The 23,961-nt window shown below is 53.3% G+C and carries 21 protein-coding genes; 12 read left to right on the top strand and 9 right to left on the bottom strand.

All coding sequences use genetic code 11. From position 1 onward, the window contains the following. Window positions 1-229: 229 nt before the first annotated feature. From GC087_RS18360 to pepD, 6 genes are all read right to left on the bottom strand, one after another. Window positions 230-1,297, bottom strand: a complete 1,068-nt coding sequence (locus GC087_RS18360) for a sugar ABC transporter substrate-binding protein (RefSeq protein ID WP_039338561.1) — start codon at window positions 1,295-1,297, stop codon at window positions 230-232. Between the two features lie 29 nt (window positions 1,298-1,326). Next, the gene (locus GC087_RS18355; RefSeq protein WP_054634454.1) at window positions 1,327-2,328 is read right to left on the bottom strand and encodes an ABC transporter permease; all 1,002 of its coding nucleotides are present in this window, start codon (window positions 2,326-2,328) and stop codon (window positions 1,327-1,329) included. Then, window positions 2,325-3,830: a sugar ABC transporter ATP-binding protein gene (locus tag GC087_RS18350; protein ID WP_058702743.1), complete on the bottom strand. Its 1,506-nt coding sequence runs from the start codon at window positions 3,828-3,830 to the stop codon at window positions 2,325-2,327. The genes GC087_RS18355 and GC087_RS18350 overlap by 4 nt, the downstream gene beginning before the upstream one ends. Before the next feature lie 312 nt (window positions 3,831-4,142). Next, on the bottom strand, window positions 4,143-5,114 hold the full coding sequence (locus GC087_RS18345) for a threonine/serine dehydratase family protein (protein ID WP_324028982.1): 972 nt from the start codon (window positions 5,112-5,114) through the stop codon (window positions 4,143-4,145). Window positions 5,115-5,141: 27 nt separating this feature from the next. After that, the gene (locus tag GC087_RS18340; protein ID WP_054688091.1) at window positions 5,142-6,134 is read right to left on the bottom strand and encodes an ornithine cyclodeaminase family protein; all 993 of its coding nucleotides are present in this window, start codon (window positions 6,132-6,134) and stop codon (window positions 5,142-5,144) included. A gap of 264 nt (window positions 6,135-6,398) precedes the next feature. Next, a complete protein-coding gene (gene pepD, locus GC087_RS18335; protein ID WP_324028980.1) occupies window positions 6,399-7,856 on the bottom strand; it encodes a beta-Ala-His dipeptidase in 1,458 nt (485 codons plus the stop codon). Between the two features lie 252 nt (window positions 7,857-8,108). Between pepD and gpt the strand changes: the two genes are divergently transcribed. The 3 genes from gpt (at window position 8,109) to crl (ending at window position 10,457) form a co-directional block, all read left to right on the top strand. Further along, a complete protein-coding gene (gene gpt / locus GC087_RS18330; RefSeq protein ID WP_006118053.1) occupies window positions 8,109-8,567 on the top strand; it encodes a xanthine phosphoribosyltransferase in 459 nt (152 codons plus the stop codon). A gap of 115 nt (window positions 8,568-8,682) precedes the next feature. Continuing rightward, window positions 8,683-9,936, top strand: a complete 1,254-nt coding sequence (gene frsA, locus GC087_RS18325; protein ID WP_058708251.1) for an esterase FrsA — start codon at window positions 8,683-8,685, stop codon at window positions 9,934-9,936. A gap of 119 nt (window positions 9,937-10,055) precedes the next feature. Next, window positions 10,056-10,457, top strand: a complete 402-nt coding sequence (crl, locus tag GC087_RS18320) for a sigma factor-binding protein Crl (protein ID WP_006118055.1) — start codon at window positions 10,056-10,058, stop codon at window positions 10,455-10,457. A 190-nt stretch (window positions 10,458-10,647) separates the two neighbouring features. On the opposite strand, the gene ompC is transcribed toward crl, so the two are convergent. After that, window positions 10,648-11,760, bottom strand: coding sequence for a porin OmpC (gene ompC / locus GC087_RS18315; protein WP_324028978.1), 1,113 nt, complete (start codon window positions 11,758-11,760; stop codon window positions 10,648-10,650). A gap of 350 nt (window positions 11,761-12,110) precedes the next feature. Here ompC and proB point away from each other — a divergent pair, with 350 nt between their 5' ends. From proB to lpxO, 9 genes are all read left to right on the top strand, one after another. Continuing rightward, window positions 12,111-13,214 carry a glutamate 5-kinase gene (proB, locus tag GC087_RS18310; RefSeq protein WP_033738564.1) on the top strand — a complete coding sequence of 368 codons (1,104 nt, stop codon included), beginning with the start codon at window positions 12,111-12,113 and terminating at the stop codon, window positions 13,212-13,214. A gap of 9 nt (window positions 13,215-13,223) precedes the next feature. Next, window positions 13,224-14,477 (top strand): glutamate-5-semialdehyde dehydrogenase, encoded by a 1,254-nt coding sequence (proA, locus tag GC087_RS18305; protein WP_006118058.1) that lies wholly within the window; start codon window positions 13,224-13,226, stop codon window positions 14,475-14,477. A 359-nt stretch (window positions 14,478-14,836) separates the two neighbouring features. Further along, window positions 14,837-15,568 carry a S24 family peptidase gene (locus tag GC087_RS18300; protein WP_324028975.1) on the top strand — a complete coding sequence of 244 codons (732 nt, stop codon included), beginning with the start codon at window positions 14,837-14,839 and terminating at the stop codon, window positions 15,566-15,568. Between the two features lie 418 nt (window positions 15,569-15,986). Further along, window positions 15,987-16,265, top strand: coding sequence for a transcriptional antitermination N peptide (locus GC087_RS18295; protein ID WP_072193621.1), 279 nt, complete (start codon window positions 15,987-15,989; stop codon window positions 16,263-16,265). Between the two features lie 187 nt (window positions 16,266-16,452). Next, complete coding sequence (locus GC087_RS18290) at window positions 16,453-16,920, top strand: lysozyme family protein (RefSeq protein WP_033738569.1); 468 nt, start codon at window positions 16,453-16,455, stop codon at window positions 16,918-16,920. Then, window positions 16,917-17,264: a DUF7940 domain-containing protein gene (locus tag GC087_RS18285; RefSeq protein ID WP_006118062.1), complete on the top strand. Its 348-nt coding sequence runs from the start codon at window positions 16,917-16,919 to the stop codon at window positions 17,262-17,264. Before GC087_RS18290 ends, GC087_RS18285 begins: the two co-directional genes overlap by 4 nt. Further along, window positions 17,261-17,554, top strand: a complete 294-nt coding sequence (locus GC087_RS18280) for a hypothetical protein (protein ID WP_033738571.1) — start codon at window positions 17,261-17,263, stop codon at window positions 17,552-17,554. The genes GC087_RS18285 and GC087_RS18280 overlap by 4 nt, the downstream gene beginning before the upstream one ends. 199 nt (window positions 17,555-17,753) lie before the next feature. Next, a complete protein-coding gene (locus tag GC087_RS18275; RefSeq protein WP_058708254.1) occupies window positions 17,754-19,502 on the top strand; it encodes a putative phage tail protein in 1,749 nt (582 codons plus the stop codon). A 270-nt stretch (window positions 19,503-19,772) separates the two neighbouring features. Further along, complete coding sequence (lpxO, locus tag GC087_RS18270; RefSeq protein WP_033738574.1) at window positions 19,773-20,681, top strand: lipid A hydroxylase LpxO; 909 nt, start codon at window positions 19,773-19,775, stop codon at window positions 20,679-20,681. 66 nt (window positions 20,682-20,747) lie between these two features. On the opposite strand, the gene dhaR is transcribed toward lpxO, so the two are convergent. Both dhaR and GC087_RS18260 read right to left on the bottom strand, forming a co-directional pair. Then, on the bottom strand, window positions 20,748-22,664 hold the full coding sequence (dhaR, locus tag GC087_RS18265; protein WP_058708255.1) for a dihydroxyacetone kinase operon transcriptional regulator DhaR: 1,917 nt from the start codon (window positions 22,662-22,664) through the stop codon (window positions 20,748-20,750). Between the two features lie 101 nt (window positions 22,665-22,765). Beyond that, window positions 22,766-23,863, bottom strand: coding sequence for a glycerol dehydrogenase (locus GC087_RS18260; RefSeq protein ID WP_033738579.1), 1,098 nt, complete (start codon window positions 23,861-23,863; stop codon window positions 22,766-22,768). Between the last annotated feature and the right edge of the window lie 98 nt (window positions 23,864-23,961).

Genomic DNA, 23,961 nt, shown 5'->3' with positions numbered 1-23,961 from the left:
ACTCATTATCGGTATCCAAAGCAATAAAAACGCCTGAACAGACGCAAATCTCAAAGTGGGGGAGTTGGGCAGGACGGGAGCCCTTGTTGGTCGCCCGCACCGGGCAGACTGAAACTCCCGGCCGCCTGGCGGGCGAAACCCTCTCAGCGCTTCACAAGCCGTCAGCGACACAAACCAGCCACCTCGCGCAGCGAATTAACCGCCCCGCGTAATCGCCACCAACACCCCATTATTTCTTATATTTCGCTTCCAGTGTCGCAAACCACGGCTGGACAAAATCGTTATTGCTGCCCCAGCCCGGAATGATCTTGTTAAGCGACGCGACATTCACAGCGCCAGGATGACTGTCGAGCGCCTGTTGTGAAATCGACGACGCTTTAAATTCATACGTCGCAGGCGTGGTTTCCCCGGCGATCTTGTTCGCCACCAGGCGCATATTCACGGCACCGATAGTTTTCGGATCGACCGCGACGGTTTGCACCCACGGGCTGCCTTTCTGGCGCATCAGCTGCAAATCCTGATTGGAAACATCAATGCTGTACAGCTTGATCTCGGTGCGGCCATTTTCCTGCAACGCTTTATACGCGCCCTGGCTGAAGGCATCCCATGCGCCCCAGATGGCGTCAATCTTGCCTTTCGGGTATTTCGCCAGAATCGCGCCCACTTTGTTGGCCGTGTCGCCCTGGACATCCGTTGATACGGCACCAATGGACTCTAGCTGATGAATGCCTGGGTTTTCTTTTAATAATTTTTCATACACCACCTGACGGCGTTCCATCGGCGGGAAACCGGCGACCCATAACTTCACGATGTTAGCTTTGCCGTTGAAGTCTTTGATCAACTGCCCCAGGGAGAGCTGCGCCAGCGAGGCGTCATCCTGGGCGGTCACCGTCACGCCGGGAATCGGGTTGTCTACCGGTGTGTCAAATACCGACACTTTAATGCCCGCGTCAGCGATGCGTTTTACCAACGCACTGGCATAGGGCGCTTTGCCGTGTGACAGCACAATACCGTCGTATTTTTGGCTGATCGCCTGATTAACAAAATCCTGAAAACGCGCGTCATCACCGTTGCTGAGGAAGGTGCTGACTTTGAAGCCCAACTGGCGACCCTGCTGAATCGCGCCTGCCACAAACTGGGTCGTGTTGTCGTCGGAACCGAGGTTACGGATGACGGCAATACGAATCGGCCCTTCATGATTGGCGATGGCGGCAGGGACAGGTGTTATGGTGTCGGCAAACGCGGCACTGGCGTTTAACAGGCTCAGGGCCAGCAGCGAGAGTGTTATCTTTTTCATTATTCTTAACTCCAGTAGAAGAACGCGTCTTAACGACGCTGTACATAAGTGATGGCCAGCGCTAAGGCCAGCACTAATCCTTTGATAATGTCCATGGCGTAATAGGGCACGGATAACATTACCAGGCCGTTTTGCAGAACCCCTAAAATGACGGCCCCGACCAGCGTACCCAGCGCATTTGGCTTACCGGAGCCGGCCAGTGAAAAGCCGATCCAGGCGGCAGCCACGGCGTCCATCAGATAACCGCTACCGGCGTTAACCTGGGACGATCCAATGCGTGAGGCCAGCAGAATACCGCCCAGTCCGGCCAGTAGTGAGGCAATCACATAGGCCAGAACGCGATAACGCGTGGTGCGAATACCGGAAAGTCGGGCGGCTTCGGGGTTTCCGCCCAGCGCATACATGCGGCGGCCGTGTTTGGTCAGCGATAGCGCCAGCTGTGCCACCACGGTCACCACCAGCATGATAATCACGATCGTGGGTACCTGACCCAACAGGTTAAAGGCAGCAGGAATGGTGCCTTCCGCCATATCGCCGCTGGGCAGCACCATGTTTTCCGTAATCGAGCCGCCAAAGCTGTAGGTCATGGCAACGCCCTGAATCACAAACAGGGTGGCCAGCGTGGCCAGCATGTCGGGAATGCGCAGCACGACGATCAGAAAGGCGTTAAACAGTCCCACCAGCGTGCACAGCGCCAGAGTGATGGCGATCGCCGCCGTGGTGTCGAAGCCGTACCAGACAAACAGCGAAATGACCAGGGCGTTTGCCAGTGACGCGGTAGAGCCCACCGAAAGATCGAAGCCGCCAACGGTGAGGGATACTGAAACGCCCACGGCAATCACGGTTACGATGGCGATAGACCGCAAAATATTGACGATATTGTTCGGCTCCAGAAAGCTGTCGGAAGCCAGGCCAAAGGCAGCGATCAATATCACCACTGTCAGCAACATGCCCCACTTATAGAGGAAATCGAACAGCTGATGGCGCAGCGATGGCGATGCGGAATTCAGGGCTAACTCTTTACTGCTCACGCAGGGGTTCCTCCGGTGGAATAGAGCAAAAGTGTCTCTTCCGTGGCGCGTTGTCCGTCTAATTCCGCCACAATACGTCCGTCCCAGAGCACACAAATACGGTCGCATAAGCCGACCAGTTCAGAAAATTCGCCAGAGGCGTAAATAATCCCTTTGCCTTCATGGGCAAGGTTGCTGATTAGCGTGAACAGTTCCGTTTTGGCTTTTACGTCCACGCCTTTGGTCGGTTCGTCGAAAATCAGGACATCGGCGTTATTGCGTAACCATTTGCCAATCGCCACCTTTTGTTGATTGCCGCCGGAAAGCCGACGTAACGGTTGGGCGGGGCCAGTCGTACGCACGTTAAGACGACGGATCACCGCTTCCGCCCAGCGCCAGGCCTGACGATGGCCGAACAGGCTCCAGCGGGAAAAACTGTCGTCTGCGCTGATACTGAGGTTCATCGCCACCGATTCGTCAATGAAGATGCCCTCTTTGCGGCGCTCTTCCGGCACCAGTGCCATGCGCTGACTCACGGAATCGTGTGGCGATCGCGGTTTCCAGCGTTTACCGTGCAGTTCACCGCGGGCAACCCGGCTTTTACTGGCACCAAATAACGCTTTGCAGAGTTCGGTTTTGCCAGCCCCGGCCAGCCCGGCAATACCCAGAATCTCGCCCTTGTGTAAACGCAGTGAGATATCCTGAAGCAGGTGTTCATCATGTAATCCTTCCACCGCCATGAGTACGGATGAGGACTGCAATGGCCGGCGCGGAGGATAGATATCGGTCAACGGATGACCCAGCATTTTTTCAACGATTTGCTCACCGCTCAGGGAAGCCATTGGGCTACTTTCCACCAGGCGGCCATCGCGCAGTACCGTCAGGCGATCGCAGATGGCTTTCAGTTCGTGAATACGGTGAGAGATAAATATCACGCCAATACCGCTGGTCTGCAGGCGACGAACTACGGCGAACAGGCGCTCGCTTTCGTGTTGGTCGAGTGGGGCAGTGGGTTCATCAAGAATCAGAAAGCGGCAATGGTGCGACAGGGCTCTGGCCAGCAGGATTTGCTGCTTTTCCGCCAGCGAACAACGTTCGACCGGACGTTTGACATCAATCGTGGCATCCAGCTGCGCCAGCAGGTCTCGCGCCTGACGACGCATATCGCCCCAGCGAAAGCCATGGCCCGGTTCGGCCAGCTGATCCAGCAGAATGTTCTCGGCCACGCTTAACTGGGGCACCAGCGCAACATCCACTTCCTGCTGCACCAGGTGAATGCCGAGCTTTTTGGCGTCACGCGGGCTGCGAATCGACACAGGCTGGCCGTCCAGCAGAATCTCACCGTGATAGTGACTGTGGGCACCGGAGAGTACCGCCATCAGGGTGGATTTACCCGCGCCATTGGCCCCGGTCAGGGCATGAACCGAGTGACCTTCCGTCAGAAAATCCACTGAGGTTAACGCGGCAAATCCGCCGAAATCGATAGAGATGTTACGCATCTCAAGGCGATTGACTGCACGCATCACGGAGCTCTCCATTAAAGTCACTGATCGCATTTTTTCCCGAAGCTACCGGTGCGGCAACTAACGAAAGCGCATAAGTTAGCACAGAAATTTATTAGCCATCCAGACATCTGGACATAATGGCGGCTAAAGCTGACTAAGCGCAGCAAGTTGGTGATTTAACGGTAAGAAGTCGCCTTAACCCAGCGGATTATGCTGCGCCTGGGCGTCAGTCTTTTTTAAACGGATGCGCTTTTATCTCAGGATAGGAAAATGCGACGTGGTTTTGTCGCAGACTTCACCACGTGCAAGAACGTATCGCATCCGTCGCGTTTACTTCACGGCGTAGACCTCGGCGAGGTCAGCCAGATCCCAGTTACCGCCTGTTAACAGTACGCAGACTTTCTCAGCGGGCTTCAGGCTGACCGATCCCGCCAGCAACGCGCCAAGGCCGATGGAGGCCGCGGGCTCGGCAATCAATTTTGCCTCACTGGCCAGCACCCGCATGCCCTGAGTAATATGCTCGTCGTCAACCAGCACAATCTCATCTACGTACTTTTCAATAATCGGGTAGGGATTGCGGCCCGGCACGCTGAGTCTTAAGCCATCCGCAATAGTATTGAGCAGCGGCAGTGACGTTGGCTGTTTGTTGATCCGACTTTGGTAATATTTCGGGGTCAGAGCGGGTTCCGCGCCAATCACTCTGACGGCAGGGCGGCTTTCTTTGATTGCGATCGCCACACCGGAGAGAAGTCCGCCACCGCCCAGCGGCACAATCACGGTATCCACATCCGGCAAATCATGCAGGATTTCGCAGCCGATCGTTCCCTGGCCCGCCATGACCATCGGATCTTCAAAGCCATGCACCACCGCATAATTGTTGAGCTCGGCAATTTCATACACCTTCTTCCAGCGGGACGCATTGTCGCCATCGAAGAGAATCACCTCTGCGCCCAGGGCGCGCGTATTGTCGATTTTGATTTGCGGCGTTGTGACCGGCAGCACCAGAATGACCTTTACGCCCAGCATTCTGCCTGCATAAGACAGGCCCTGGGCATGATTGCCTGATGAACTGGAAATCATGCCGTTGGCAAACGCCTCAACGGGCAGAGAAAGGACCTTATTCAGTGCGCCCCGTATTTTAAACGCGCCGGTAATCTGCAACGTCTCCGGCTTGAGATAAAGCTCACAGCCGACCCGTTTTTCAATTTTTTCAGCGCGGAGTAACGGCGTATGGCGAATGTGGGCAGCGATGCGCTGCTGCGCGTCATGAATGTCCTGCAGGGTGGGGTACGAACGCGTCATATACATTACCTTCGTCTGAACGAAACGTTATTCAAAAAATGCAAATCCGGTTCCGTAGCCTTTTTCAAGGGCCTTGCGGTAAATGCGCCCGGCTGTCGTGTTGTCCTGAATGGCAAGCCCGGTGGAGTCAAAGAAGGTAATTTCCCGATCGTTTTCCCGGCCCGGTTTTGTCCCGGACAAAACTTCCCCGATTTCGGCATGAATCGCGTTTTCACTGATGATATTTCTGTCCAGCGCATGCCAGGTTTCTCCTTTCTGCGTGCACTGGGGCAGGGAATCCACGATCACTTTTGCCCGACTAAAAATCTGCGGGTCAAACTCCTGTTTACCGCGCTGATCGGTGCCAATGGCGATGATATGCGTGCCGGGCGGAATCCAGTCGGCCTCAATCAGCGGTCCTTTGCCCCGGGTGGTGGTGATAAGAATATCGGCTTGCCCGACCGCCGCCTGACAGCTGTCCGCGATAATGACCGGAATACCTGTGGTGCTTTCAATGTCCGCTTTGAAAGCCTGACGGGTGGCTGGCGTTCGGCTCCAGGCATGGATTTCCTCAATATCCATTACCCGGGCGATCGCCTGGATTTGCATTCTCGCCTGATTGCCAGTGCCAATCGCGGCGATTTTTTTGGCATTTTTACGTGCCAGTGCTCTGACGGAAACAGCGCCCGACGCACCGGTTCGCAGACCGGTAATCAGGCTACCGTCCATCACACAGCACAGGGCGCCGCTTTGGGCATCAAACAGGATGATCGTGCCCATACCGCCCGGCAGACCAGGACGGGACGGGTTTTCTGAAAAACCGCCGGAGGAGGCTTTCATCGAAATCAGTTCGTTGGTGCGGTAATAGCAGGTTTTAAAATCAATCTCGCCACGGGGGGCGGGCAGGTGCAGGCCGATATAGTCAGGCTGTTCCACCAGGCCGCCGTTAAAGGCCCTGTAGGCTTCGTCGACGGCTTCAATGACATCATCAATGCTGATGAGCTGTCGGACATCTTCTTTGGTGAGTAATAAGGTCTTCATGCGTCCTCGGGTCGTGTCAGACGAACGATTCCCGACTAGCGCAATGGTGTTAAAACGCGGTCGGGAAAAGAGGGATTCCCGACATTATTACACTGGTGTTGCAACAGAAAATGCCAATCTGCACCCCGGAGAAACGCTTTAAACTGTTTTAGCGACGGGTGACGAAAGCTAATGCTCGGGTAAGTGTGACGGCGGAAAGGCGAGCGAGGCGCAAAAAAAGGGCTTATGCAGAACATAAGCCCTTAATCTTATGGTGTACGGATTTTATTTCTCCGGCACCACATTCAGCAGTGTAGTCAGCAGCTTCCAGTACAGGCCAACGCTTTCGATATGGACCTGCTCATCGGGGGAGTGCGGACCTGTGATGGTTGGGCCGATCGAAACCATATCCATGTTGGGATAGGGCTTTTTAAACAAGCCACATTCCAGACCCGCGTGGATCACCTGAATATTGGGTGTTTTGCCAAACAGGGCGACATAGGTTTCACGCGTCAGGGCCATGATGGGCGAGTCGGCATCGGGCTGCCAGCCAGGATAGCCGCCTTTTGGTTTGGTCTGCGCGCCCGCCAACTGGCCGAGTGAGGTCAGCATCTGCACCACATAATCACGTCCCGTGTCGATCAGCGAACGAATCAGACAGTTAATTTCCGCTTTGTCGGCATCCATCGTCACAACGCCCACATTAAGTGAGGTTTCCACAACGCCTTTGGCGACATCAGAGTTGCGGATCACGCCGTTCGGAGTGCTGTTTAACAAATTCAGGAAGCGATCGCGGCTTTCACGGCTCAGCGCCTCGCCCTGATGGGCAACCGGTTCGCTGACAAAAGCAATATTCTTCTCTTTCACGCCGTGCTCATTCTGTACCGCGGCCAGGAAGCTGGCGGCGGCCGATTTGAGGTTATCCACTTTGCTGCTGTCGACAGAAACGGTTGCAAAGGCTTCGCGAGGAATCGCGTTGCGCAGTGTACCGCCGGTGAACGCAATCAGGCGAAGATCCAGCTCTGCCGCATGCGCGGTCAGGAAACGGGCCAGCAACTTATTGGCATTCCCCAGGCCCATATGAATATCCGCACCTGAGTGACCGCCACGCAGTCCTTTCAGGGTGAACTTCAGGGTTTCAAAACCGGCAGGAACCGCTTCGCGCGTCAGGGGCAGGGTTGTGATGAAATCGATGCCGCCTGCGCAACCCATGTAGATCTCACCTTCTTCTTCCGAATCGGTGTTGATCAAAATGTCAGCCTGCAGCCAGCCTGGCTGTAAACCAAAAGCACCGTCCATACCGGTTTCTTCGGTCATGGTGAGCAGGACTTCCAGCGGGCCATGGGTCAGGCTGTTGTCCGCCAGTACCGCAAGGGCCGAGGCCATACCAATCCCGTTGTCGGCGCCCAGCGTCGTCCCGCGCGCTTTCACCCATTCGCCATCGACATACGGCTGAATAGGATCTTTGGTGAAGTCGTGAACGGTATCGTTATTTTTCTGCGGCACCATATCAAGGTGTGCCTGCAGGGCCACGGGCGTGCGTTTTTCCATACCGGCGGTCGCAGGTTTACGAATCAGGATATTGCCGACCTGATCGCGCTCACACCAGAAGCCTTGTTCTTTGGCCCATTTAACAATGTAGTTAGCCAGCGCTTCTTCATGAAAAGAGGGATGAGGAATCGAGCAGATTTTGGCGAAAAAATCCCACAGCGGCTGTGGATAGAGTTGAGACAATTCAGACACGACAAGTCTCCTGTGTCAGTGCGCCGGCTTTGCCGGACAGTGCGAAGTTCCAGTGAAAGATCGCCGTCAGTGAACTGACGAGATAGGGCGAGAATATCACTGTTTTTCGTTCTGTGTGTCATTCACCGCGCTAAAAAACCGCAACCAGCCGCCAGGTGCTGGTTTTTAGCGCGTCATGTCCTTATAATCTCGCGCAACCTTTTCCCCGTTGCACATTTTTTAAGCCACACTGACTGGCTGGGATTCCTATTTATGAGCGAAAAATACGTCGTTACCTGGGACATGCTGCAGATTCATGCCCGTAAACTGGCTCAACGCCTGCTGCCTGTTGAACAGTGGAAAGGCATTATTGCAGTGAGTCGCGGCGGTCTGGTACCGGCTTCGCTGCTGGCACGTGAACTGGGTATTCGCTATGTCGATACCGTGTGTATTTCCAGCTATGACCACGATCATCAGCGTGAAATGAAAGTCCTGAAACGCGCCGAAGGCGATGGTGAAGGCTTTATCGTGATTGACGACCTGGTGGATACCGGCGGTACCGCACAAGCCATCCGTGAGATGTATCCCAAAGCGCGCTTCTGCACCATCTTTGCAAAGCCTGCCGGGCGGGCGCTGGTTGACGACTATATCGTTGATATTCCGCAGAACACCTGGATCGAACAGCCATGGGACATGGGCGTGGTTTATATTCCACCGATTGTCAAAGGCTGATTGACGCAACACAAACAACGCCCGGTTTTCCGGGCGTTGTGCTTTCTGCGCCTCGCGACTTGCCGTGCAGTACAGTAAACTTAACTGCTGCTGTCTGTGTTGTTAGAGAGGTGATATGTCTGGCAAAAACCTGAGCGTTGAGCTGTTTAAACCTCGCTTTAAACATCCCGAAACGTCGTCGCTGGTACGCCTGCGTCGGCATGCCACGCATGAAGTGCATTCTGCCCTGGATGGCGACAGTCGGCGTGGCTGGTATCGGATGCTTAATAAGCTGATGTGGACATGGCGGGGCGTGCCTGCGCAGGAGATCAGCGAGGTACTGGCGCGTATTGCAATCAGCGATGTTGAGCACACCAACCCTGCGCTACTGGATACGGTAATAGGTTATCGCAACGGTAACTGGAATTACGAGTGGAGCAGACAGGCAGGTCGCTGGCAACAACGTGCGCTGGACGCGAAAGAGGACGCCCACGACCAGGCCGGGCATGACTGGCTGCACGCGTCTCATCTCTACAGTGTGGCCGCGTACCCCTATATTAAAGGCGATGAACTGGCGGATCAGGCGCAGGCTCTGGCCAGCCGCGCTTATGAAGAAGCGACCCGCCGCTTACCCGGGGAACTCAAAACGCTGACCTTCCACATTGAAGAAGGCAGCCCCGTCAGCGGCTTTTTGCATATGCCGCCTGGCGTGGAAGCCCCTTATCCGACCGTGATGTTTTGCGGTGCGCTGGACTCGCTGCAAACTGACCACTATCGTCTCTTCCACGATTATCTTGCGCCGCGCGGCATCGCTATGCTGACGCTGGATATGCCGTCCGTCGGGAACGCCATCAAGTGGAAGCTCAGCCAGGATACCAGCTTTCTGCATCAGCAGGTGCTGCGCGATCTGGCTTCTGTTCCGTGGATCGATCACACGCGCGTAGCGGCGCTGGGTTTTCGCTTCGGTGCCAATGTCGCCGTTCGTCTGGCCTATCTGGAAGTGCCGCGTCTGCGAGCCGTAGCCTGTCTCGGGCCCATTGTACACAGCCTGCTGACACAAAATACCTTGCAAAACAAAGTACCGGATATGTATATGGACATGCTGGCCAGCCGACTTGGCATGGCAGGCAGTACAGACAGCGCCTTGCGGGCGGAACTGCTCAGCTACTCGCTGAAAAATCAGGGGCTACTGGGACGTCGAACTGCCACGCCCATGCTGTCAGCATACTGGTCCAACGATCTCTTCAGCCCTGAGGAGGAAAGCAAACTGATTGCCAGCTCTTCACCACAAGGTAAAGCGTTGTTAATTCCGGTAAAACCGGTAGCGGCCAGTTTCGATAGCGCCCTGAATGAAATCTGCGACTGGCTGGCACAACGTTTAAAAAGATAGCTGGCAAAATTGACAGTGTTTGCTACAACTACTAGCTGGAATCATTCGGATCGTTGCAAGACAATGCAGCATGGCTGCTGCGGTTCGAGATATAAAGCCTGTCCTAATGGAGAATTAGCATGACGTTACCGAGTGGTCATCCCCGCAGTCGCCTGCTTAAACGCTTCACGGAACTGGGACCTTACATACGCGATGGAAAATGTAGTGAAAATCGCTTCTTCTTCGACTGCCTGGCTGCCTGCGTAAATGTTAAACCTGCGCCTGAGCTGCGAGAGTTCTGGGGCTGGTGGATGGAGCTGGAAGCGCAAGCCGATCACGTTACCTATGTGTATCATATTGGCCTGTTTGATAAAGAGGGCGACTGGTCTGTCGCCACGATCAAGGGCAAAGATAATTCAGCCCGCGTGGAAGAAACGCTGCGTAATTTCCATGGCCGTTTAAAAGAGACGTTGAAAGAGTTTGAACTGGATCTGGTGCCCGCCAGTGACTTCGATGAAAAACCGATAAAACTCAGCGCCTGAAACTGAAGCCCCTGCGGGGGCTTTGTTGTCAGGATCGATCCCGCTCAGATTGCCCTACAGGAAAGGGCGAGTGATGGTCACTCGCCCTTTTAACAGACACATTCACATTGAGGGTAAAGCACTAAACCTCTCCATCACGCGGGCCGTCATTCCTTCGACAGCCTCTCTCGTCAGGCGAAGCTCAGATTCATCAGAACTGGTAGGTCAGGCCGACAGCAACGATGTCATCGTTGTTAAGCGCCAGCTTGTTGTCTTTATCCAGTTGGTTAATTTTGTAATCAACAAACGTCGACATGTTTTTGTTGAAGTAGTAGGTGGCGCCCACGTCGATATATTTAACCAGGTCTTCGTTGCCGATACCGTTTTCGATATCTTTGCCCTTGGTCTGCACGTAGCCAATAGAAGGACGCAGGCCGAAGTCAAACTGATACTGCGCAACCAGCTCCAGGTTTTCTGCTTTGTTGGCTGAGCCCGAAACGGAGCCGCCAGCGACACGGTTTGTTCCACTGACAGGCGTCATGTTGCGGGTTTCGGTATAAATCGCGGCCAGATAAATACTGTTGGCATCATATTTCAGGCCCGTGCCCCATGATGTCGCTTTATCGCCATGACCATAGGCACCCGCCTGTTGTGAATTGGTACGGTCAGAAGAAGTGATTGCACCCAGTACGCTCACACCAGAGTCAGCAATCGCATAACCCAGTGAGGCACCATAGCCATCACCATTCTGGCGTGTAATATCGGTACGGCTGTTTGCGGAAGTCGAGTCATTTTTACCCTGATACTGCAGGGCAAACTTCAGACCATCGACCAGACCAAAAAAGTTGGTGTTACGGTAAGTGGCGACGCCAGAAGCGCGCTGCGCCATAAAGTTATCCGTACGGGCTGTACCGTCACCACCAAATTCCGGGAAGACGTCAGTCAGCGATTCAACGTCATACAGTACGCCGTAGTTACGGCCATAGTCGAATGAACCGTACTGAGAGAATTTCAGACCGGCAAAGCCCAGACGAGTTTTATTGCCTGAATTAGCATCGCTGCCTTCAGAGTTGTTAGCATTGTACTGATATTCCCACTGGCCATAACCGGTCATCATATCGTTAATCTGCGTCTGGCCTTTGAAACCGATACGCACATAAGATTTGTCGCCATTTTGACCAGCATTATCGCTCATGTAATGCTCGGCTTTTACCTTACCGTAGAAATCCAGCTTGTTACCGTCTTTGTTATAAACTTCAGCGGCCTGAGCGGCAGAGGTCAGCGCCAGAGCAGAGACAACGATTGCCAGTGTACTTTTCTTCATTTGCTATCAATCCCAATGAGTAAAATGCTTATATCCTCACTATTTTCTTGCTGCAGGCAGGGCTGCCTTATTCTCCGGTCGCTCAGTGAACGCACCAGGGGGCATTCATTTGCCGCCTTGTTACATCAAGAAAACTTTTGAGGCATTAGTGAAAATATTTGTAAAACACCGACTTTTTACCGATGAATGATGAAGTTTTTATGACAACTTTTATGTTTTGTTGTTAAAGGGGAACTTTTGGTCTACTCCGCACTCTGCAAAATTTGCAGCTTTTCCCTTACTGGCTGTTGGCTTCCCTCACCGCACCTGTTAAAAAGTCGGTTCACAGAAATTTTTTACGGCAGGACAACATGAGTGGCAGTCAGACCCTTGTGGTCAAATTGGGTACCAGCGTGCTTACCGGCGGTTCGCGTCGGTTAAACCGGGCACATATGGTGGAATTAGTGCGTCAGTGCGCGCAGCAGCACGCCGCCGGCCATCGTATTGTGATTGTGACCTCCGGCGCGATGGCGGCCGGTCGTGAACATCTGGGTTACCCCGAACTGCCGCCTACCATCGCCTCAAAGCAGCTGTTAGCTGCGGTGGGGCAAAGTCGTCTGATCCAGTTGTGGGAACAGCTGTTTTCCATTTACGGTATTCATATCGGGCAGATGTTACTGACCCGTGCTGATATGGAAGATCGCGAACGCTTCCTCAATGCCCGCGATACCTTACGGGCCTTGCTGGACAACCACATTGTGCCGGTCATCAATGAAAATGACGCCGTTGCCACGGCGGAAATTAAAGTGGGCGATAATGACAATCTCTCTGCGCTGGCGGCAATGCTGGGCGGGGCAGACAAACTGTTGCTACTGACCGATCAGCAGGGATTGTTTACCGCCGATCCGCGCAGTAATCCGGATGCCCAGTTAATCAGCGATGTGCATATCATTGACGACGCACTGCGCGCACTGGCGGGCGGAAGCGTATCCGGGTTGGGCACGGGCGGCATGTCGACGAAGCTGCAGGCTGCCGATGTCGCCTGCCGGGCCGGTATTGATGTCATTATTGCGGCCGGAAGTCGTCATGGCGTGATCAACGATGTGATTGAGGGCAAGCCCGTCGGTACACTGTTTCATGCTCAGCAGACGCCGCTGGAAAACCGTAAACGCTGGATTTTCGGTGCGCCGCCCGCCGGAGAGATCACCGTGGATGACGGTGCGCTTGCTGCGATTGTTGCGCGCGGCAGTTCGCTGCTGCCAAAAGGGATCCGCGAGATTCAGGGGAATTTTTCCCGTGGTGAAGTGATCCGTATCCGCAGTTTGCAGGGGCGCGATATTGCGCACGGCGTCTCGCGCTATAACAGTGATGCGATGCGCATGATTGCGGGTCACCATAGTCAACAGATAAGCGAGATTCTGGGCTACGAATACGGGCCGGTTGCCGTGCATCGCGACGACATGATCGTCAGTTAAGGAGTACACATGCTTGAAGAAATGGGAAAGGCGGCGCGCGCCGCGGCCTGGAAACTGGCGGATCTGTCTGCGGCAGAAAAAAATCAGGTTTTGCTGACTATCGCCGATCGGCTTGAGGCAGAAAGCGAGGGGATCCTGGCGGCAAACGAGCAGGATCTGGCTGAGGCGAGGCAGAACGGCATGAGCGCCGCATTGCTCGATCGCCTGACGTTGACGCCCGCGCGCCTCAGTGCGATTGCCCACGATGTTCGCCAGGTTTGTCGGCTCGCCGATCCGGTAGGGCAGGTGATCGATGGTGGTTTACTGGACAGCGGCTTGCGCATTGAGCGCCGCCGGGTGCCGTTAGGGGTGATCGGCGTCATTTATGAAGCGCGTCCGAACGTCACGGTGGATGTGGCGAGCCTGTGCCTGAAAACCGGCAATGCGGCCATCCTGCGTGGAGGGAAAGAGACATGGCGGACGAACGCGGCTACCGTCCGGGTAATACAAAACGCTTTGCAGCAGCACGGCTTGCCATCAGCTGCCATTCAGGCGATTGAGAATCCGGATCGGGAACTGGTCAATCAACTGCTAAAACTGGACCGCTATGTGGATATGTTGATTCCGCGAGGGGGCGCCGGACTACACAAACTCTGTCGCGAACACTCCACTATTCCGGTGATTACTGGCGGCATTGGCGTTTGCCATATGTATATCGACGACACGATGGATATCGACGCCGCGCTGGATATCATCGTGAATGCCAAGAAGCAGCGTCCGAGTGCCTGTAACTCCCTCGAAACGCTGCTGATCGACGCGGCCATGGCGGCGCGCTTTCTGCCCGCTTTTATGGCCCGCATGGCAGAGGAGAACATTCCGCTGCATGCTGATGCCAGTATCCTGAGTGAACTGCAGCAGGGACCGGCCAGCGTTACCGCCATCCAACAGGGCGATTACGACGATGAATGGCTGTCGCTTGATCTCAACGTTAAACGGGTTGCCGATATGGATGAAGCTATCGCGCATATTCGCGAGCACGGCACGCAGCACTCAGACGCTATCCTGACACGCAGCACACAAAATGCCGCGCGCTTTGTTAAGCAGGTTGACTCGTCTGCTGTTTACGTCAACGCCAGCACGCGCTTTACCGACGGGGCACAGTTTGGTCTGGGCGCGGAAGTCGCGGTCAGTACGCAAAAACTGCATGCCCGTGGTCCAATGGGCCTGGAGGCGCTGACGACCTATAAATGGATTGGCTGGGGAGACGACAGCCTGCGTGCATAACCACATTTTAGTGAATAAAACGGGAGCCTGTGCAGGCTCCCGTTTTTTTTAGATGGCTTTTTTCGCACCACTCAATGGTAGAGTTTTTCGCCCGTTGGCCGCTTTTTAGTCAGTAAGAGGGAGGTTGTTCATCAGAAACGATGAAGGTAGGGCGCAATTTTTTACACAAGATTACTGAAAGGTGAGGTCAGACGCGGCTTAGCGCCTGATTTTATGCTTCGCTTGGCATAATAACGGTTAACAATAATCAAAAATGCCTGGCAATGCCGTTAGGTAGTCAACGGGCGGTAATATAAAATGAACTGGTAGCAATAACGAAAATAACATTCAGCACCTCTTTCATGGTTGATTATTAACTGATGGTTAAAAAAGAGAGTATCAAACAAGCGTTCACTGCCAGGCTGATCGCCGCGTGTGAAAGTGCGGGCATCACCGGTCATGGCCGAAATAAGCAGATCGCCTGTGCGCTGCAACAGCAGGGTTGTCAGATTTCCGCACCCGGCGTGTGGAAATGGTTTAACGCGCAGTCCGTGCCCGATAACGGCAATCTTCTGGCGCTCAGCCAGTTACTGGGTGTCAGAGTAGAATGGTTGCAATATGGCATGGAGCAGACACCGGAACCGTATTTACTGCAGGATATGCCGTGCCAAAAAAGCACGTTTCGCGTTAACAGTTTTGACCTGGGGCAAACGTCAGCAATGGGGGTTCCCGTCGGGGATGACTTCGTTGAAACGATTAAGGCTATCGAATACGGGCAGGAGGAAGCCCGCATCTTGTTCAGCGGCCGCCCGGCCGATCATATTCGGTTAATCGCAATGAACAGCGATGCCATGTCAGACACATTTGCCCCACGGGATCAGCTGTTTGTGGACATTAGCGTGCAGACATTCGACGGAGATGGCATCTACATCTTTACGCTGGACGACAGACTTTACCTCAAACGCCTGCAACTGCAGCATAAAAGAATTGCTGTTATCTCAGATAATAAACGTTACGAGACCTGGTATCTGGACCGGAATGATGCGGGCAGTTTAACCGTTCTTGCAAAGGTGATCATGAGCCAGGCCAGGCAGTATCATATTCTGGGTTAGGCAATTCAGTCAGACTGATGATCCTTAAGTGAAAAAATAATCGGTCTAAATTCAAAAAGTTAACTTATGGTAAAAAATAAATTAACCAGTGGTGTTTGATAAAGCATAAGAACTTGTTAATAATTTGAGCAGGGACGAAAAAAGTTGTTACCTCCAGGATGAAACGCTCTTAAACAATTGAGGCGCTGCACAAGCGCGAATCAACCCCCCAACGCTAATGAGCTTTGGGATGGGGTGGATGCGTACCGTGCAGTGTCATCAGATGCCGCCCGAACCCTTTGCTTACCCTTCCACCTGACTGATTATTCAGCCGGGAGGAGTGCCTGTGAACAGCATTCCGCGACGTTCAGGCGTGTTCAACGGAGCGAAAATGCTTGCCTGCCACCCTATCGCCAAAGACTCATTCACAGGAGGAGTTATGGCGATAATCCAGTATGGCAAAAGCGTTTTTACAGGCAATGCACGAACTCGCCGTCATCAGCGGCGTCAACCTCTTAACCGTCTCAAACACAGTATTGACGAAGCACTTAACTGTCCACCCGAAACCCGCACGCTTCGCCGCGCAGAGCAAATCTGTCAGCGGCAAGTGATATCGGCTGTTGATCGCGCGATTGCCGCACCGCGCCTGAGAAGCCAGGAGATATCAGGATTTGATAATTGCTGCCTGCCCCATGTTCATCTCTATGCGGTCCGTTGAACGAATTTTTCGTCACTGATTTTACGCCTGTCGCAGACATCTCCATCCTTTCTGACCTTTTGTAAATGCTTCAATGCTGCTGCATGTTCACCCGACATCGCCGCTGCGTTTATCCCTGCACTAATCAGTTTGTTTTATGTTTTGTCAGTCCGGTCGGTTATGTCTGCATCGTCTATGAGGAGTTTTTATGAGCCAGATTATTGCAATTCTGAATTTTGAAGAGGGTTACGCAGAAATGCCCTATCTCGATACGCTGGGGTTTCCTACCGTTGCAGGCGGCATCCGTATTGGCCCGAAAGGCGCATCGCTAAGTAACTATGTCATGCGGGTTCCCCGGCGGGTCGGGGATGTCTGGAAGCAATGCATTCTGGAAAACAAGATCACAGATATGCAAAGCCGTGCGCCCATTAAGCTGGCGCTGGAGAAATGTAATGAGGCGCGTACCGATGTTCTGATGAGTATGGCCTATCAGCTTGGCGTAGATGGCATTTTGCAGTTTAAAAACATGCTCAACGCGATTGCCCAGGAAAACTTTGTTGAGGCCGGTGAGGCCATGCTCAACAGCCTGTGGGCGCGGCAGACACCGGGCCGTGTCCGGCGTCATGCCGAAGTGATGCGCAGCGGAAACTATGACGTCTACCGGGGGTTACTATGAGATGGTTACTTTTCATTATCGCGGTGTTAAGCGTCATTATCATTTTGCTGTTAATGCAGCGCTTCACCACGCTTCAGTTTGTTTCTCACGCCAAATTGTTGTTTAAAACCTGGTCTGTATGGCTTGCCTCGCTGGGATCGATGCTCAGTGCCTGGGTTCAGTCGTTTCCGTCTTCTGCGCTCAATGCCTGGCAAACACTGCCGGAGGACGTAAAAAGCATTCTTCCCCACAACTATCTGGGTCTTATCGGTGCCTTCATGGTGGCGATGGGCGTGATTGCGCAGTTTGTTCGCCAGAAAACCCTGCTCAATGAAAAACGGCAAAGTAAGGAGATGGAGTCATGACGTTTTTTTCTCTGTTAACCAACGGTGGCTGGCACTGGTTGGCTGCGCTGGGTGCGCTGATGGCGGCTTTGGGAGCCAGTTACTTCGGTGGCAAAAAAATTGGCAAGGTGCAACAGCAGGCGCAGTCAGAAGCCGAGGGGGCCAGGCAAGAGGCAGACCGCCTGACGAAGATTACTCATCAACAGCAACACAATAGTGAGGAGGCGAAGCGTGTGGCGACTGATAACCTCAATCTTGATGATGCTGCTGCTCGCGACAAGTTGCAGCAGTCCAAATATAACCAGCCCTGAACCCATCATCTCTAACGATTCAGCCTGCATTCTCTTTTCCCCTATTTACACCCATGGCGATGACGCGCAGAAGGCAGACATTCGCACTGTGCGCGCCATCAATGCCCATAACGATCTCTGGGATGCCCTCTGTGGACATCCCTCATCGTCAAAATAGTTAACTAAATGATTTATAAACCCTTATCCTGAGGAGGATATCATGATTGAAGTCAACTCATTTGCTGAGCTGCGTACTACCGTGCCGTCAAAAGCAGGTGAAATTGCCATGTTAAAACGCTACTACGACAAAGACTCCAGTTTCCGGGGCGGCGGTGATTTTGTGGGATTCACCGGCACCACCACGTTAAAAGACGATGGCGGTACAGTCGCCGTTGGCAATAACTTTTACTGGAAGCGTTCGATTAACGATCCACGTGAAGTTAACATCCTGCATTTTGGCGCGAAAGGCGATGGCGTAACCGATGACACCGATGCGTTTAAACGTATTCTTGGCTGGTCACAAACTTACAGCCAAAATATGAAAGGTTTACCGGTCCGTTTTCCCGGCGGACGTTTCCTGATCATGCCAATGGACCTGAGTGATACAGAAATGCCGTTCTTTGGTCTGGCCGGCGATGACCTGGCGCTGGGTTCTCTGCCTGGCACAACCCTTATCTCCGACAAAAGCGCCAATACGCTGTTTAAGGTTAAAGCCCGTAGGACGACGATCCGTGGTATCACCTGGGACGGGCAAGCCAGCGCGGATATTGTTGCCAATAAAGCCACCATCACCCCCGAGATGTGCAGCAACACTCAGCCTTTCTTTGAAAATATTTGTGTGGAAGGGCAAATCGTCAATATTAGCTGTTTTCGCGGCCAGCGCAGTGGCGGCACGATTTTTAAACTGCAGGACACGCTCGACAGTAAGTTTGAGCAAATCTACACCAATACCACCTACTCACGGGTGTTTGATATTGGCTGGTCAAATTCGCCCAATGGCGTGTGGGATCACTCCACGGCGGTTGAATTGTGCAACGCGAATTTCCAGACAGGCTATGGCGATGCCACGCTTTACATGCCGCGCATGACACAGGCGATTATGCGCAACGTGTGGATTGAACATACGCGTAATCCCGGCGATCTGTCTGATGGCGGCTGGACAATTGATACGCTCAACGTCGAAGACTGTAGTGCACCTTTAATCCTCAATAATGCGCGCGTGGTAATGCGCCATATTAACCTGCAGGCGGGCGCAAAGCTCAGTCAGGATCTGGTCACGGGCAAATGGCTTTCTACTTTCGAGTATGGCTATCGCCGCGACGAGAACTACGGCACGTTTATGAGTGGATCGCTACGGGCAGGGTACTTCAGTGGCTATAAAGTCGTGAATAATACTGCGACGGATAACTGGTATCGCCTGGGCCAGGTGTTTTTCCCTTCACCCAATCAGCAATGGGTTATTGAGTTGATTGGCAAAGCGGATAACACCACGCCTTCGGGAACTGCTACGTCACCCGTTAACATGCCGGGTACAGGGAAAACGTGGATCAACCTACAACGGCTGGATACCGTCTGGGCGGATGCCTGCCACATGGGTCAACCTGCTGTTATGGATATTCGCTACAACCGGGTGGGCACCACCTATGCTGGCGTGTGGGTCAAGCTGCGCGCTAACAGCGGTGAGACCATGTTTAACCTGAAAACGACCGGGCCGACGCGCTTTGACACCGGATCCTGCTCACTTTTCCAGAGTGATATGTCTCAGGTTGATGACGTCACAAAAGTCGGGACGCTAAAACCCGCTGCGCGCTTTGGTCTTCACAATGGTGTAGCGGGGCTGGGCGCCAATGAAAAAGGGGTGGTAACCCTGGCGACCGCAGAAGGCTCGCCGACAAATAAAACAACGCCGACCGGATTTGTGCTGATGAATATAAACGGCGTCGATCGGAAGGTGGCGTATTACGATTAGCATGCATACACATTCGCGAGGCTTCGGCCTCGCGACGTTTATTTACATGCTGGCAGATGTTGAAGTGTTATTGCGATGATCTGACGCGCTGTGCGGACAGATCGCTTCCGTTTTATAAACCTTTACTAAACAACCTGCCGTTATTCGCCATGAGTGATAACGCAAAGCGCACTGCATGACAAAAATTTTTACGTTTCAATACTAAAAATTAAAGTCCCAATAACTCTTCGCAAGAAACACTCCATTCTTGCAACACAAGGAACACGTTGTATGGTGGCTGCCATTATCATTGGTATTTTTATTATTAGCGTTATCTATGCGCACTCACGCGGTGTAGAAAAGCAAAAGTTTTCACGTCAGTTATTTGATCACTCGACCTTTATGGCGCCCATCAATATGTTTATGACGGGCTTCTCCAGGTTGCCGGCAAAACAGCCTTATTTCCCGACGGATGATTTTCCTGAACTTCGTCAGCTTACCGATAACTGGGAGGTTATCCGTGAGGAGGCGATACGGCTTCAGGATCACATCAAAGCGGCACAAAGCCATAATGATGCAGGTTTTAACACCTTCTTTAAACGTGGCTGGAAACGTTTTTACCTTAAGTGGTATAGCGATGTGCACCCTTCAGCACAGCAGCTGTGTCCTGTGACCACGGCACTGGTGAGTCAGATCCCGTCCATCAAAGCAGCCATGTTTGCAGAACTGCCTGCAGGCAGTCATTTAGGTAAACACCGCGATCCCTACGCGGGATCGGTGCGTTATCACCTTGGCCTGGTGACGCCCAATGACGACCGTTGTTTCATCGAAGTGGATCGCCAGCGCCATAGCTGGCGCGATGGTCAGGCGGTGATTTTTGACGAAACGTATGTGCACTGGGCGCAGAATGAAAGCGAGCAAACGCGCATTATTCTGTTCTGCGATATTGAGCGGCCGATGAAATGGCGCTGGGCACAGGCGGTTAATCACTGGGTTGGCAATACATTAATGTCGGCAGCCGCCTCGCCCAATGATGAGAATGACAAAACGGGATTCATTAACCGGATTTTTAAATACGTTAATGCTGTTCGCGATGCCGGACAGAAGCTGAAAAAGCGTAACCGGACCCTTTATTACTGGGTAAAACATAGCTTAATTGCCCTGATCTTTTTGGCGATCATTGTCCCGGGTATGATGTAGCAAAATAACAAGGCGGTCAGGCGCAGACTGACCGCCTCATTGGCTGGCGAATATAACCGACAGCCCTTACTTTAGTTTGAACTCACTGGCATCAATCGCATAGTGTTTCATTTTTCGCCATAAGGTGGTGCGTCCAATATTCAGCATCGCCGACATAGCCTGTACCTTGCCGTGCGTCATTCGGGCTGCCTGAAGAATCGCTTCTTTTTCAATGGCGCGAAAAGACAAATCATCCGGCAACAACGCCGTGCCGGCAGTATTATCAGCCTGTTCAGAAAACAGTGATTCAGGCAGGTTGCTTAGCCGGATATGGCCATTTTCACTGCGGATCGCAATATTCTCGATTACGCTGTTGAGCTCAAAGTCATTGCCTGGCCATCCATACTGCATTAACTGCGTGATAACCTCGTCATCCACTTTAAAACGTGATGAAAACCGCTTTTCCAGCCTGCGCAACCGGGTGTTAATGAGACAGGGAATGCTGTGACGGCGCGCCCGCAGAGGCGGTATGGCAATTTCAAAGGAATGTAAGGCGTAATAAAGCTGACGGCTAAAACGATTCTGTTCCACAAGATGGGCCAGATTAGTGGTCGTTGTGGCAATCACTTTGATATCAACAGGAATAAGCCGCCGGGCATCCAGCCGGGTCAGTACGCCCTGTTTGATGACCTGAAGCAGCACAGACTGCTGAGCCGGAGTCAGATATTCAATCTTTTCCAAAAACAACGTGCCGCCGCTGGCCAGCGCCAGTCGGCTTAACCGGCCATCTTCATCCTCGCCGGGCGCACTGCCTGTAAAATCCTCTCCCAGAGAATTGTCGGCATAAAGTTGACAGTTAACCGCAATGTAGGGGCCACTCGCCCGGTCGCTTTCATTATGAATCGCCTGGCTGAGTAGCTCTTTCCCCACGCCTTCTTCCCCACACAGTAAGACCGGAAAGCGGCCTTTTGCGGCCTGACGGCCGAAACAAACCAAACGTCGTGTTTCCGCATCTTCTTCAGGCATTTGTTCAAACGTATGGCTGACTTTGCCTAACTGACTGGTCATCAACTGGCGCATCTGCTCAACCGGATGAAGCAGCAAAATAAAACTGTTGCCCTGGGGTTCAACAATCGGTTTCAACGTAATGACGGCATCCACAAACTGGTGCTGGCTTTCAAACGTGACTTCTACATGCTTCAGCGCCTGAACCTGGGTGATGGCCCGACGCAACAGGGCAGGCAGGGTCACCAAATCCGCCAGCATTTTTCCCTGACTGGTCAACGCATTCAGATGCAACATCCGTGCGGCCCGGGCGTTGAGAAACTGCAACACGCCTTGCTCGTTCCAGGCCATCACGCCGTCATCCATGCTTTCCAGCAGGCCATTGAGTTGATTCAGATGGCGGTTGGACTCGGTAAGCAAAGTGTCCGTCAGTAACGAGTTGCCCACTTCACGGGCAATGACTAACGTCAGAGAAAGATCTGACGATGCCTGCGTCTTGTCCTGGCAGGCCAGAGAAATGGAGCCAAATAAGCGACCATGATTATCAAATATTGGGGTTGAGCAGAAAAACCAGGGATGAAGGGCCCGTTTGAAGTGCTGTTCGCCGTGGGTCTTAATGGGCTGACCTTCAAGCGCCGCCAGCGATAAGGCACAGGTACCGATAATGCTTTCCGCACAATAGCTGCCATCCCGCATGCCTAATGCGTCAAGCTGCATCAGCGTTTCAGGCGCGCCGCAGCGGGTCAGAATACAGGCTGATTCGTCCAGAATGAGCAGCGCACAGGCACGGTTTTCCATGTATTCCCATGCATCCTCCAGCGTCGCCTGACCGAGGGTTATCAACGCGGCTTTACGTCGACATATGGATTCATAGGTCAGGCCCTGCGCCTGGTGTGGCGTCTGCCAGTTATCGCGTTGCATATATTTACTGCAGCGCTGCCATGACTGCGTAATCACCACTGAACCGTCATTATTGCTATGGGGAGGTAAACCCGTCATCACGTTTTCCGCCAGAAAACCATAGAAAATCCCTCTGACAGATCCGGTCAGAGGGACGCCTGGTGCCCGTGATACCCGGGCCAGCGGTTACCGGCAGTCGGCTAACGTGACAGCCACTGCTGCCCCAGCAGATCCGCAGTCACAATGGCTGCGTACACGCTGTCCGGTGTAACCGGGAACGGCATATTGTGGATGGTTTCGCCTTCCACGCAGGCCGCATGGGCAACCGCGCTTATTTTCTCTTCAATGCCGTGTTTCACTCCCATCTGTGCCAGCGTGACAGGCAGGCCCACTTTCTGGCAGAAGTTCAGCACGGTTTCGATCTCATCTGTCGGGCTGTTTTGCAGTACCAACTGCGCGAGCGTACCAAACGCCACTTTTTCGCCATGATAAAGATGATGGCACTCTTCCAGCACGGTAAATGCGTTGTGAATCGCATGAGCGGCAGCCAGACCGCTGCTCTCAAAACCAATACCACTCAGATAGGTGTTGGCTTCCACAATACGTTCCAGGGCTTCCGTGACGACGCCCGCCTGGGCGGCACAGCGCGCTTTTTCGCCCTCAGCCAGAAGCGTCTCGTAGCACAGACGCGCCAGGCTTAACGCGGCCGCGGTCGATTTCCCTCCCGCCATACTGGTTGCGCCCGAGTCATAACAGGCTTTTGCTTCAAACCAGGTCGACAGGGCATCACCCATACCGGCGACCAGTAAGCGAACCGGGGCTTTGGCAATGATTGTAGTATCCATGACCACCATGTCAGGGTTTTTGGGATAGATCAGGTACTCAGCAAACTCACCGGATTCGGTATAAATGACCGACAGCGCGCTGGTGGGCGCATCCGTCGACGCGATGGTCGGGATCACCACCACCGGCAGTTTCAGATACCAGGCGACGGCTTTAGCGGTGTCCAGCGTTTTCCCCCCACCCAGTCCGATCACGCCCCGGCAGCCATGCTGTTCGACAAGGGCCATCAGGCGTTCTATTTCCGTCCGGCAACACTCCCCGTTAAAGCGTTCGGCATGGCAGGTCACACTGTGGCTGGCAAGGCCGGACAGGACCTGATCGCCCGCCAGTTTCATCACAACGTCATCGGCAATCACAAAAAAATGATTTGCCAGGTTTTTGGCATATTCCCCAAAGGACAACAAGGCATCGGGGCCCTGAATATATTTCGCTGGAGACTGAATAATTTTTGGCATTCCTTTCACCCTCAAGTAAGAACATGTTCGCAAGATGAACGCGCGCATCTTTCTGGCTCAGTTGGCGATGTGAGCCGGATGATGACCGGCGTACGCGA

It is taken from the genome of Pantoea sp. JZ2, assembly GCF_035191405.1.
GTDB lineage: Bacteria > Pseudomonadota > Gammaproteobacteria > Enterobacterales > Enterobacteriaceae > Pantoea > Pantoea stewartii.
The sequence above is the reverse complement of the archived record's forward strand: the minus strand, read 5'-3'. Positions and strand labels throughout refer to the sequence as shown.

Bases quoted from the DNA above. Each gene is read 5' to 3' on its own strand.
- GC087_RS18260 (WP_033738579.1), bottom strand. From the start codon at position 23,863: ATGCCAAAAATTATTCAGTCTCCAGCGAAATATATTCAGGGCCCCGAT.
- GC087_RS18350 (WP_058702743.1), bottom strand. From the start codon at position 3,830: ATGCGTGCAGTCAATCGCCTTGAGATGCGTAACATCTCTATCGATTTC.
- GC087_RS18295 (WP_072193621.1), top strand. From the start codon at position 15,987: ATGGCGATAATCCAGTATGGCAAAAGCGTTTTTACAGGCAATGCACGA.
- GC087_RS18280 (WP_033738571.1), top strand. From the start codon at position 17,261: ATGACGTTTTTTTCTCTGTTAACCAACGGTGGCTGGCACTGGTTGGCT.
- gpt (WP_006118053.1), top strand. From the start codon at position 8,109: ATGAGCGAAAAATACGTCGTTACCTGGGACATGCTGCAGATTCATGCC.
- GC087_RS18340 (WP_054688091.1), bottom strand. From the start codon at position 6,134: ATGAAGACCTTATTACTCACCAAAGAAGATGTCCGACAGCTCATCAGC.
- ompC (WP_324028978.1), bottom strand. From the start codon at position 11,760: ATGAAGAAAAGTACACTGGCAATCGTTGTCTCTGCTCTGGCGCTGACC.
- GC087_RS18360 (WP_039338561.1), bottom strand. From the start codon at position 1,297: ATGAAAAAGATAACACTCTCGCTGCTGGCCCTGAGCCTGTTAAACGCC.
- proB (WP_033738564.1), top strand. From the start codon at position 12,111: ATGAGTGGCAGTCAGACCCTTGTGGTCAAATTGGGTACCAGCGTGCTT.
- dhaR (WP_058708255.1), bottom strand. From the start codon at position 22,664: ATGACGGGTTTACCTCCCCATAGCAATAATGACGGTTCAGTGGTGATT.
- GC087_RS18300 (WP_324028975.1), top strand. From the start codon at position 14,837: ATGGTTAAAAAAGAGAGTATCAAACAAGCGTTCACTGCCAGGCTGATC.
- proA (WP_006118058.1), top strand. From the start codon at position 13,224: ATGCTTGAAGAAATGGGAAAGGCGGCGCGCGCCGCGGCCTGGAAACTG.
- lpxO (WP_033738574.1), top strand. From the start codon at position 19,773: ATGGTGGCTGCCATTATCATTGGTATTTTTATTATTAGCGTTATCTAT.
- GC087_RS18290 (WP_033738569.1), top strand. From the start codon at position 16,453: ATGAGCCAGATTATTGCAATTCTGAATTTTGAAGAGGGTTACGCAGAA.
- GC087_RS18345 (WP_324028982.1), bottom strand. From the start codon at position 5,114: ATGACGCGTTCGTACCCCACCCTGCAGGACATTCATGACGCGCAGCAG.
- GC087_RS18285 (WP_006118062.1), top strand. From the start codon at position 16,917: ATGAGATGGTTACTTTTCATTATCGCGGTGTTAAGCGTCATTATCATT.
- crl (WP_006118055.1), top strand. From the start codon at position 10,056: ATGACGTTACCGAGTGGTCATCCCCGCAGTCGCCTGCTTAAACGCTTC.
- GC087_RS18275 (WP_058708254.1), top strand. From the start codon at position 17,754: ATGATTGAAGTCAACTCATTTGCTGAGCTGCGTACTACCGTGCCGTCA.
- frsA (WP_058708251.1), top strand. From the start codon at position 8,683: ATGTCTGGCAAAAACCTGAGCGTTGAGCTGTTTAAACCTCGCTTTAAA.